An 11,182-nucleotide genomic window follows, 5' to 3' on the forward strand; every position below is an offset into this window, starting at 1 on the left:
CCCGGAAGGAGCCGCGCCCGTGGACACCCCGCAGGACCCGCCCCACCGGGACGACCCCTCCGGCGGCCCCGTGGAGCCGGCCGTCGACGCCGCCCTGGACCGGGTGCGCGCCCTGCTCCGGGTGCGCGCCCTGCTCCGGCAGGCCCGCGGCACCGCGGCGCCCGACGCCCCGACCGCCCTGGACGCCCGCGGCTGGTGGGAGCTCTCCCTCGAGGCCGCGCTGCGCGACGAGCCCCGGGAGTCCGCCCGCCTCGCCGACTCCGGTCTCGCCGCGCTCGTGCCCGGCCAGGACGACGTCCGCCTCGCCCTGCTGCGGGCGCTCGCCGTCGCCGCGGGTCAGGTCGGGGACGAGGCCGCCCTGACCCGCTGGGTGGAGGCCCGGGCGGCGCTGCTGCGCCACCTCGGCCGGCCCCGGCAGGCCGGGCTCGAGTCCCAGCTCGGCGCCGCCCTCGTGCGCGATCCGGACACGGTCGAGGCGGCGGTGCTGGCCGGCGTCGTGGAGGACGAGCCGGGCGCTCCCGGCGAGGACCCCGGGGACACCGTCCTGCCCGAGGCCGCCCTGGCCCTGGCCGTGCACCGCGTGCACACCGGGGACCTGGACGCCGCGCTCGAGCTGGCCCGCCGCGTCATCGGCGTCCTGGGCGGGCTGCGCGCGGCCGGTGCCCTGCTGCCCACCGGCTCGTGGTCCAGCGCGCATCTGCTGCTCGCCCGCCTGCACCTGTGGCGGGGCGAGCACGCCGAGGCGGACGCGGCGGCCGCCGTCGTCACCGCGCTGCCCGCCGCCCGCGCCGTCCTGGCCTCCGCCACCACGGTGCGGGCGATCGCCGCCCACGAGCTGGACCGTCCGACGGCCGCCCTCGACCTGGCGCTCGAGGCGGCGGAGCGGATGGCCTCGGTCGGGCTGCGGCGCGGCGCCGCCTCCGCGGCGGCCCTGGCCGGGCGCGTGGCCGGCGACCTCGACGGATACGAGGAGGCCGCCGTGACCGCGTGGGAGCTGGCCTCCGTGCACGCGGAGAAGGCCGAGGCGCCGGAGGCCTCGAGCCTGAGCTACTGGTGGGCGCACCAGCTCGTGCTCGCCGGCCGCGCCGACGAGGCCGAGCCCCTGCTCGCCCGGCTGGTGCGCCGCGAGGCCACCCACGGCCGGGACGTCGAGCAGGCCCGCGCCCTCGTGGACCTCGGCCACGCCCACCACGACCAGGACCGCGCCGAGAACGCGCTGCCCCTGTGGCGGGAGGCGGCCGGCCTGTTCGAGGCCCACGGCCAGTGGGAGGACGCCGCGCGCACGCTCCTGGCCGCCGGCGCCCTCGTGAACCGCGAGCGCGACGAACGCACCCGGCCCTCCGCCCTCGACCTGTTCGAGCGGGCGGTCGCGGCCGCGCGTCAGGCGGTGGACGAGGACCCGGCGGTGCTGCCGGCCGCGCTGCACGCGCACGGGTACCTGCTGTGCGAGTCCGGCCAGGCGGAGGGCCTCGACCTCCTCGAGGAGGCGCTCGCCCTCGTGCGGGACGCCGGCGCCGACTGGCAGGTGGCCGACTACACGGACACCCGCGCCCGGGCCCTGTGGTCGCTCGAGCGGGGGCCGGAGGCGATCGCCACCGCGCTGCAGGCCGCCGACCTGTTCACGGCCGCCGGGGACCGCGAGGGCGCCGCGCAGGCCGAGCTCTTCGCCGCCTACGTGGTGGCCGAGGACGGCAGCCCCGAGCAGGCCGCGACGCTCTTCCGCCTGGTGTGCGACTCCACCGACTCCACGCTCGTGCGCCTCGGCGCGCTCACGGGCCTGCACCAGTGCCTGTCCGCCTTCGGGGACCACGACGGCGCCGCGCGCGTCCGGGACGAGCTCGACGCGCTCCGGGAGGGGCTCGGCGCGGACTGACCGCCGCTCGAGGGAGTGGCCCGGCCCGACGGCCCGGCCAGACGGTGGCGGCAGCCGTCGCGGGTCAGAGGCCGACGCGGGCCAGGGCGGCGTCGGCGGCGGCCCGGCGGGCGGACCGCACGGCGCGGGGCGCGGTCGGCTGCGCCGCGAGGGCGGCGAGCACGGTCGCGACGCGGGCGGCCAGCGCCACCTCGTCGACCTCGCTGCGGGCGTGGCGCCGGAACCGCTCGGCCACGGCGCGCAGCGCGGCGCCGCCGGCGCCGAGGTCCACGGCGCCCGCCTCGAGATGGGCGATCAGGACGGCCCAGTCGTCCACGCGGTGTCCCATGCCCAGGTCGTCGGCGTCCAGCACGCCGGTGATCCGCTCCCCCGCCGCGTCCACGTGCAGGTTCCCCGGGTGCAGGTCGCCGTGCACGGGCACGCGCGGGCCGGGGTCCCCGGCCGCGAGCGCCGCGCGGAGCCGCTCCACCCGGGCGGCGGCCTCGTCCTGGGCTTCGGGGTCCAGCACGACGGCGGCCCACGTGGCGTGCTCGAGCAGGACGGCGGGTCCGCCGTCGTCCGCGTCGTCGCCCCCGGCCGCCCCGGCCGTGGGGCCCGCCGGGCCGGGGGGCTCCTCGGGCACCGGCGGCAGCCGGTCCAGCAGCGCGGCGACCCGCGCGGGGTCGAGGGCGGCGGCCTCGGGTCCGGCCAGCAGCGCCCGCCAGGGCAGGCCCGGCACGCTCGCGAGTGGGAGCACCCCGCGCTCCGGCGCCGCGCGGACGGCGGGCACCGGCACCCCGGCCGCCCCCGCGGCGGCCATGCGCCGGGCGACCCGTGCGGCCCGCGCGGGCGGGAGCACCTTCAGGAACGTGCGGGCCACGACGCCGTCGTCGCCGGTCGCCTCGACGGCCAGGACCGCCCGGTCCCGCGGCCGGTAGCCGCGCCACGTGAGGCGGGCCCGGCCCGGCGCCGTACCGAGCAGGGCCGCGAGCGCGTCCGGGTCGGCGGTCAGCGTGAGGCCCGGCAGGACGGGGTCGGCGGGGGCCCACCACCACAGGGTGCCGTCCTCCAGGATCCCGCGCTCGCCCGGGACGGGCGAGCGCGGGATCCTGGAGGACGGCACCCTGTGGGTGACGGCGCGGTCCGCTGCGGGGGCGGCGGCGGAGGCGGTCACCACCACGGGCTCGGCCCGGGGTGCGGCGGGCGCGGCGGCCGGACGCGGCGCCTCGGTCTCGAAGGCCAGCACGGTCTCCAGCACGCGGCGGTCCCGCTCGGGGTCCGCCGCCGGGGCCTGCCGCTCCTCGGCCGCAGGGGCGGCGGGGCGCGCCGGGACGACGACGGCGGCGGGCCGGGCGCGACGGGTGCGGTCGCGGACCGCGAGGGCCCGCAGTCCGGCCAGCCCGGCCACGGCGAACAGGAGCGACCAGCCGGCCAGGGACAGCGTGCCCGCGCCGAACGCCGCGGCGAGCCCGGCCACGAGGAACACGAGCAGGGCCACGAGGGCGGCGAGGAACAGCGCCGTGCGCCCCCACCGGATGTGCAGGCCGGTCCGGCCGCGGGCGGTGCGCGCCGCGTCGGCGGCGGCGCTCAGGCGGCCCGAGAACCGGGCGGTCAAGGCACGGACGGCGGGCGAGCTCTGCAGGCGGTGCATGAAGGACCTCGGCATCGACGGGCGGGCGGGGGCGGACGCGAGACGATGGCGGCGCAGCACGAGCCGCCAGGCCAGGAAGGCCACGAGGGCCACGATGACCAGCGACGCGCTCACCCGGGCGTCGGCCAGCGCGTCGAGCGCGGCCTGCACGGCCCTCGTCGGCGCGGTGGTCTCGTCCATGCGGTCAGCCTAGCGCCGGGGGCGGACCGGTCCGGCCATCGCGGCGTGTCCGCACTCGGCGTGTCCCGTCGACCGCTCAGGGGCGCGGCCGGGAGGCCAGCCACCGGGCCAGCAGGCCGTCGGGGACCTCCTCGGCGGTCACCGCGAACGTCCGGTGGTCCCGCCAGGCGCCGTCCACGTGCAGGTACGCGCGCCGCAGGCCCTCGTCGCGCAGGCCGAGCTTCGCCACGACCCGCAGGCTGGCCGCGTTCTCCGGGCGGATGTTGACCTCGACCCGGTGCAGACCGGCGCTGCGGAACGCCCAGTCCGTCGCCATGGCCACGGCCGTCGGGGTCAGCCCCCGGCCGGCCTCGCGACGGTCGATCCAGTAGCCGATCGAGCCGGAGAGCACCGAGCCGTACTGGATCCCGCCCAGGGACAGCAGCCCCACCAGGCGGTCCCGGTCCGGGCGGTCGTCGTCGAGGGCCATGCCCCACGTGTAGGCGCTGCCGTCCCGGCCCTGGCGGCCGTGCCAGCGGACCATCTGCCCGAACGACGCCGGACCCGCGCCCGGCACGGGGCTCGTCGCGTCCCACGGCGTCAGCCACTCCCGGTTGTGCGCCCGCTGCTCCTCCCACGCCTCCCGGTCCCGCCGCCGCAGCGGCCGCAGGGCGAGGGTGCCGTGCCGCAGGGTCACGGGCCAGGGGGAACGCTGCCAGGACATGGCGTCGATCCTATGCGCGGCCGGGCGCGGCACCGGTGCGGCGGGCATCATGGGGACATGCGCACTCCCCCTCCCGTGCCCGAGCCCGCCGCCACGGGCCCCGTCGCCGGCGTCGACGACGTCGTGGACGCCAAGGCCGCCCTGCGTGCGCGCCTGCGCACCGCCCGCCGCGACCGCTCCCCTGCGCGCCGCGCCGCCGAGTCCGCGGCCGCCGTCGAGCACCTGTGGGCGTGGCTGGGCCCGCGCGTGGCCGCGGCGACCGCGGACGGGACCGCCCCGGTGGTGGCCACCGTGCTGCCGATGGCCACCGAGCCGGACACCGGTGGGCTGCGCGCCCGCCTGCTGGCCGCGGGGGCGCGGGTGCTCGTCCCCGTGATCGAGCCGGAACGACGCCTGAGCTGGGCCTCCTGGCACCCGGGCGTCGCGACGGCGCGCGCCGCGAACGCCCCCGTGGACGAGCCCGTGGGCGAACGGCTCGGGACCGACGCGCTGGCGGCGGCGACCGCGGTGGTCATGCCGGCGCTCGCGGTGGCCGAGGACGGGATGCGCCTGGGCCAGGGCGGGGGCTACTACGACCGCTTCCTCGCCGAGCTGCCGCGGAGCGTGCCGACCGTGGCCCTCGTGTTCGAGGACGAGCTGCTGCCGGCAGGCGCCATCCCTGCCGAGCCCACGGACCGGCCCGTGGACGGCGTCGTCACCGCGGCCGGGATGCGCTGGGTCTGAGCCCGGCCCGCGGCGCGGAGTAGCATCGGGGGTCGGATCCCCCCAGAACCGCGCGCCCCGGCGCGCCCCGAGCGAGCTGGAGCTGAGCATGCCCACCTACGCCTACCGCTGCAAGGACTGCGGCCACGCCTTCGACGTCGTCCAGGCCTTCACCGACGACGCCCTCACCGAGTGCCCCGCGTGCGGCGGCGTCCTGCGCAAGCAGTACGGCTCGGTCGGCGTGAGCTTCAAGGGCTCCGGGTTCTACCGGACCGACTCGCGCTCCGGCACCGGGGGCACCGGCTCGGCCGGCGGATCGACCTCGGACTCGGCCGCCGGGTCCTCGACGTCGTCGACGTCGTCCTCGTCCTCCGCCGCCGCGGACTGACCCGGCCGCACCGGGCCGGCTCAGCCCCAGTGGGGCGGGCGCTGCTCGCGCAGCCAGCGGTCACGCTCGGCCTCGGCCGCACCGGTCTCGACCCCGGCCCTGTCCCCGGTCGGTGCGGTCGCCGGCGACGTCCCGGCCTGCCCGCTCAGCCGGGGCATCTCGGGCAGGCGCGGCTCGCGGCCGTCGGCGGCTGCCGGGCCGGTGCCCGGGGCGTCCGCCCGGCGCGGGCCGCGGCGGCGCGGCGCGCCGTCAGCGGACATCGTCGTCGGTCTCGTCCGTCTCGTCCGCCGGCTCCACGCCCAGCCGGTCGGCCAGCTCGCGGGCCACGGACTCCGGGTCCGCGAACACGTCGATCGCCCACAGGGTCCGGGGCTCCCAGCCGCGGGCCTCGAGCCCCTCGGGCAGGGTCCGCGAGCGCTGCCGCACCGTGAGGGCGCGGTACACCTCGCCGCCGTCGCCGGCCAGGGCCAGCGGACGGGGCGCCTCGTCCGCGCGCGGATCGAGCACGGCCAGGTCCATGACGCCGGCGTAGCGGGGCAGGACGCGGGCGCCGTGCTCCTCGAGCCGGTCGCGCAGATCGGCCAGCAGCGGATCGCCCACCGTGCCCACCGGGTCCGCGGCGTCGTCGCCCAGGTAGGCCTCGAGCAGCCGCAGGAACCAGAGGGCGCCGCCGTCGAGCCGGTCCTCGTCCAGGTCCGCGGCGCGCAGCGCGGAGACGAGGTGCAGGCGCCGGCGGGCGCGGGTGAGCGCGACCGTGACCATGCGCTCGCCGTCCGGGTCGGAGAAGGCGCCGAAGTGGTGCACCACGCGCCCGTGCGGGGTGCGGCCGTAGCCGGGGGTGAGGATCACGGCGTCGCGCACCACGGAGGCGGCGCGCACGACCGGCACGATCACGAACGGCTCGGCCTCGGCGGCGTCCTCGCCGCGGCCGCGGGCGAGGAACTCGTGGGCCCACGGCGCCTGCGCGGCCGTGGCCTGCACGGCGGCGGCCACGCGGCGGGCGTGCTGCTCGGACACCGTGACCACGGCCAGGGACTGCTCGGGCCGGTCGCGGATGTGCTCGAACACGCGCTCCACGGTGCGGGCGACCTCGGCGTTCGTGGACTCGACCACGTCGCCGCCGGTCATCGGGATGCCGGTGCCCTCGGGCAGGTACTCGGCCGTGACGGCACGATCCCGGCCGGTGGCCTCGCCCGCGGTGGGCAGCGCGTCCAGGGCGCCGTCATAGGCGAGCGCGGAGAGCAGGCGCACCAGGCGCCGCTCGAGGGGACGGTGCACGGTGCGCAGCGGCAGGGTGGGCAGCACCTCGTCCAGCGCGTCGTGGGCCGAGCGCAGCGGGCGCAGGGGCCCGGCGGTCGCCGTCGGGTCCACGGAGACCTGGAACGACTGCGGGCGCCCGATCACCGGGTCGCCGAGGGCCACCACCTGGGGCGCGCGGGTGAGCGCGCCCATCGCGGTGGCCAGGGCGGTCGCGTCGGCCTCCAGCAGCACGACGACGTCGGCGCGCCACTCCGGGGGGAACTCGGACAGGGCCATGGGCGAGGTGGTGACCACCGGCACGAGCGGCTGCAGGAGCTCGGGGGTGATCGTGGCCAGGGACTCGACCGTGGGGCTGCCCTGCTTGAGCAGGGTGCGCAGCACGGCCGCGTCCGCGCGATAGGTGCGCAGCGCCTCCCGCCAGCGCGCGGCCAACGCGGCGGAGAGCCGGGCGCCGCCGCGCTCGAGATGGGCGCGGTCCAGGTCGCGGAACCCGCGCTCGACCTCGGTCAGGTCCGCCCCGCTCATCATGGCGAGGAAGTCGTCCCCGGAGATCATCGCCTCGAGGGCGGACTGCCACCACGCGAGCTCGAGCTCGGCGGTCAGGGCCTCGGTGGGCACTTCCCGCTCGCGCAGGTCCTCGAGCAGCTCCGCCAGGCCGTGGTCGCGCAGGCTGTCCAGCACGAGGGTGCGCTCGGGCAGCGTGGCCAGGGTGTCGCGGTCCGCCACGAGCCCGTCGACGGCGGCCACGAGGTCGTCCACGTCGCGCTCGTCCAGCGGCCCCTCGGCCACGGCCTCGGGGGCGAGGACGCCCTCGAGCCGGCGCAGGTGCTCGCGCACCTGGCCGACGTGGCCCATCACGTGCTCGCCCTGGTCCGGCACCTGCGGGGGCGTGCCCGGCTCGGCGGCGTGGCGGTTCCAGTCCTGCAGGACGGCGGCGGCGTCCACGAGGGCGCCGTGCAGGTCCGTGGGCTGCACGCCCGGGCGGACCGCGTCCTTGGCCGCGCGGCGCAGGCGGGACCGGGCCACCGAGGACATCTCGACCAGGTGGAGGCGCCGCCACGAGCTGGTGGCGGTCGCCGCGACCAGCTGGGGCACGTCGAGGGAGAACACCTCGGGGGTGAACTCGGTGAGGGTGCGGGCCACGCGGCGGTAGAGGTCCGCCTGCTCCGCCCAGCCGGCCACCGTGCGCTCGGGGCGCAGGCCGGCCTGGGCGGCGGCGGTGTCCACGGCGCGTCGGGTGGTGTGCAGGGCCGCCGCCAGCTCGTCGGCCAGCTCCGAGGCGGCCTCGGTCTCCTGCACGTTGCGCACGCGGGCGCCGAACCAGCGGCTCTCGGTGGCGGCGGCCGAGAACGCGCCGAGCTCCCCGGCGCGCACGAGCTGCTCACCCACGGCCTGCCGGTTCACGGTGGAGTCCAGCACGGAGCGCTTGAGGCGCACGGTGGTGGCCGGCGGCGTCTCGAGCCCGGTCAGGGCGGCCAGGGCCTGCATCGCCTGGAACGGCGAGCAGCCCCAGCGGGGGCGGACGTGGTGCAGCGAGCCGACGTGCTCCTGCAGCCGGCGCCGCCGTTCGGTCAGCGCGGCCTCGTCCCGGGCGGTGTCGGGGTCCACGGCCCGCTCGGAGCGCAGGACGGCCTGCACGAGCTGGCGGCGGAGCAGCTCGGGGTCCGCGTTGGCGGGCACATCCAGCGCGATCGAGCGCAGGTCCGCCTCCTCGAGGCGGTCGAGCACGTCGGCCAGGGCGGCGGAGCGCTCGGCCACGACCAGCACGCGCCGGCCCTCCCAGGCCAGGCGCGCGGCCAGGGCGGCGGCGGTCTGGGTCTGCCCGGTGCCGGGGGCGGCCGCCACCACGAGGGAGTCCCCCGCCGCGGCGTGCTCGAGCACGCGCGCCTGGGCGGCGTCGACGTCGACGACGAGGCGCTCGTCGGCCGGGGCGACGTCGTCCTCCGCGGGCGCGCCCGTGGGCTGCAGCGCCGGCGGGCGCGGCACCATGCCGGTGCCGGCGTCGTACAGGGCCTGCACGACCGGCAGATCCTCGAGGGAGGCGGGCAGCGAGGCGGTCTCGCCGAGGTCCGCGAACGTGGAGACGAGCAGGCAGTCCTCGATGTGCAGGTCCGCGATCGCGGCGGTCTCCTCGCGCAGGCGGGCGAACGCGGGGGCGGGCTCGAGGCGCGCCGTGGCGTAGGCGGCCTGCTGGTACGCCTCGGGGTCCAGGGCGATGCCGTGGTGCCGGCGCAGATTCCGCACGAGCGCCGGGTTCAGGCGGGCCGGCTCGGTGATCTGGACCTCCAGCTCGTCCCGGCCCCGGGCGCCGCGGCGCACCGTCAGGGCCACGCGGGCCAGCAGCACGGGGGCGGAGCGGCGCTCCCGCCGGCCGTCCTCCTCAGCCGTCCACGTGGCCACGCCCACGGCGAGCGCCCCGACGTCGATGCCGCGTTCCTCCGCCAGCTCGCGGACCTTGGCGCGCAGGCCGAGGGAGACCTCGTGCGCCGCGTCCAGCACCGGGCCGGCCGGCAGCAGGGTGGACAGGCGGGTGCGCCGCCCCAGCAGCAGCTGCGAGACGCCGGAGGAGTTCGCCTCCGTGAGGTCGATGCTGTTGGCCGCCGAGGGCGCGAACCGCAGCATCGTGTCGTTCTCGGCACCCGAGCCCAGGGAGGACACCCAGGCGGCCGGGTCGGGGCGGGTCTGCCCCTCGTCGGGGCGTGCGGCGGCGCGGGCGCGGGCCAGGCGCGGGAACTCCTGCTCGGTCACGTGCGTGCGGTCCTTCCTCCGTCGCCTGGGTCCAGGCGGTCTTCGTGCGGACGGCCGCCCCGGTCAGGGGCGGCCGGATGCGGCGCCGGACGCGCCGCTCACTCCCACTCGATGGTGCCCGGCGGCTTGCTGGTCACGTCGAGCACGACCCGGTTGACGCCGTCGACCTCGTTGGTGATGCGGTTCGAGATGCGGGACAGGACGTCGTCCGGGATCCGTGCCCAGTCCGCCGTCATGGCGTCCTCGCTGGTGACGGGGCGCAGGACGACCGGGTGGCCGTAGGTCCGGCCGTCACCCTGCACGCCCACGGAGCGCACGTCCGCGAGCAGCACCACCGGGCACTGCCAGATCTGGCGGTCCAGCCCGGCCGCGGTGAGCTCGGCGCGCACGATCGCGTCCGCGCGGCGCAGCAGGTCCAGGCGCTCCTGGGTGACCTCGCCGATGATGCGGATGCCCAGACCCGGGCCCGGGAACGGCTGGCGGTGCACGATGCCCTCGGGCAGGCCGAGCTCGGCGCCCACGGCGCGGACCTCGTCCTTGAACAGCTCGCGCAGCGGCTCGCACAGCTCGAACTCGATGTCGTCCGGCAGGCCGCCCACGTTGTGGTGGGACTTGATGTTGGCCGCCCCGTCCCCGCCGCCGGACTCGACGACGTCCGGGTAGAGCGTGCCCTGCACGAGGAAGCGGACCTCGGTGGCGTCCGGGTCGTGCTCGGACTCGAGGACGATGTCCGCCTGCGCCTTCTCGAAGGTGCGGATGAACCGCTCCCCGATGATCTTGCGCTTGGCCTCGGGGTCGGTGACGCCGGCCAGCGCGGACAGGAAGTCCTCGCGCGCGTCCACCATCACGAGGCGGGCGCCGCCGTGGGCCTCGCCGAAGGCCTGCTCGATCTCGGCGGACTCGCCCTCGCGCATGAGGCCGTGGTCCACGTAGACGCAGGTGAGGCGGTCGCCGATGGCGCGCTGCACGAGGGCCGCGGCCACGGCGGAGTCCACGCCGCCGGACAGGCCGCAGATGGCCCGCTTGTCCCCGATCTGCTCGCGGATGCGCTCGACCTGCTCCTCGATCACGCCGCTGGCCGTCCAGTCCGCGCCCAGGCCCGCACCCACGTGCAGGAACTTCTCGAGCACCCGCTGGCCGCGGGAGGAGTGGCCCACCTCGGGATGCCACTGCACGCCGTAGATGCGGCGCTCGCGGTCCTCGAACGCGGCGACGGGGGCGCCCGCGGTGGAGGCCGTCACGGCGAAGCCCTCGGGCGCCTGCGTCACGGCGTCCCCGTGGGACATCCACACGACCTGCTCGAGGTCCTGGTCCGCGAACAGCACGGAGTCGGCATCCACCGAGTCCAGGCGGGTGGAGCCGTACTCCCGGGTGCCGGTCTTGGCCACGGTGCCGCCGAGAGCGTGCGCGATCGACTGGAAGCCGTAGCACAGGCCCAGCACGGGCACCCCGGCCTCGAGCAGCGCCGGGTCCAGCTGCGGGGCGCCGGGCTCGTACACCGACGACGGCCCGCCCGAGAGGATCAGCGCCGCGGGCTTACGCTCCAGGATCTGCGCCGCCGGGGTGGAGGCGGGCACGACCTCGGAGTAGACGTTGGCCTCGCGCACACGACGCGCGATGAGCTGCGCGTACTGGGCGCCGAAGTCCAGCACCAGCACCGTGGGCATCACGTCGCTGAGCGGGGCGGGGGTGTCGGGG

The 11,182-nt window shown here is 78.1% G+C and carries 8 protein-coding genes; 3 read left to right on the plus strand and 5 right to left on the minus strand.

Annotated features, from left to right (window positions below; all coding sequences use genetic code 11):
• Positions 1 to 1,873: hypothetical protein (locus tag CITRIK5_RS06770; RefSeq protein ID WP_236557157.1), on the plus strand; the 1,873-nt coding region annotated here is incomplete at its 5' end.
• A 64-nt stretch (positions 1,874 to 1,937) separates the two neighbouring features.
• Here the strand turns inward: CITRIK5_RS06770 and CITRIK5_RS06775 are convergent.
• A complete protein-coding gene (locus CITRIK5_RS06775) occupies positions 1,938 to 3,683 on the minus strand; it encodes an aminoglycoside phosphotransferase family protein (RefSeq protein ID WP_159833385.1) in 1,746 nt (581 codons plus the stop codon).
• A gap of 76 nt (positions 3,684 to 3,759) precedes the next feature.
• The gene (locus CITRIK5_RS06780) at positions 3,760 to 4,386 is read right to left on the minus strand and encodes a GNAT family N-acetyltransferase (RefSeq protein ID WP_141843780.1); all 627 of its coding nucleotides are present in this window, start codon (positions 4,384 to 4,386) and stop codon (positions 3,760 to 3,762) included.
• A 57-nt stretch (positions 4,387 to 4,443) separates the two neighbouring features.
• Here CITRIK5_RS06780 and CITRIK5_RS06785 point away from each other — a divergent pair, with 57 nt between their 5' ends.
• The gene (locus tag CITRIK5_RS06785) at positions 4,444 to 5,109 is read left to right on the plus strand and encodes a 5-formyltetrahydrofolate cyclo-ligase (RefSeq protein ID WP_233569955.1); all 666 of its coding nucleotides are present in this window, start codon (positions 4,444 to 4,446) and stop codon (positions 5,107 to 5,109) included.
• A gap of 88 nt (positions 5,110 to 5,197) precedes the next feature.
• Positions 5,198 to 5,476, plus strand: a complete 279-nt coding sequence (locus CITRIK5_RS06790) for an FmdB family zinc ribbon protein (RefSeq protein ID WP_049147734.1) — start codon at positions 5,198 to 5,200, stop codon at positions 5,474 to 5,476.
• 20 nt (positions 5,477 to 5,496) lie between these two features.
• Here CITRIK5_RS06790 and CITRIK5_RS06795 read toward each other — a convergent pair whose 3' ends face one another.
• The 3 genes from CITRIK5_RS06795 to guaA all read right to left on the minus strand — a co-directional run.
• Positions 5,497 to 5,736, minus strand: a complete 240-nt coding sequence (locus CITRIK5_RS06795) for a hypothetical protein (protein WP_141843782.1) — start codon at positions 5,734 to 5,736, stop codon at positions 5,497 to 5,499.
• Positions 5,726 to 9,484, minus strand: a complete 3,759-nt coding sequence (locus tag CITRIK5_RS06800; RefSeq protein ID WP_159833387.1) for a DUF4011 domain-containing protein — start codon at positions 9,482 to 9,484, stop codon at positions 5,726 to 5,728. The genes CITRIK5_RS06795 and CITRIK5_RS06800 overlap by 11 nt, the downstream gene beginning before the upstream one ends.
• Positions 9,485 to 9,582: 98 nt before the next feature.
• A partial coding sequence (gene guaA, locus CITRIK5_RS06805) for a glutamine-hydrolyzing GMP synthase (RefSeq protein WP_370462585.1) occupies positions 9,583 to 11,182 on the minus strand: 1,600 nt, incomplete at its 5' end.

This window comes from Micrococcus sp. 116 (assembly GCF_902506395.1).
GTDB classification, from domain to species: Bacteria; Actinomycetota; Actinomycetes; order Actinomycetales; family Micrococcaceae; genus Micrococcus; species Micrococcus luteus.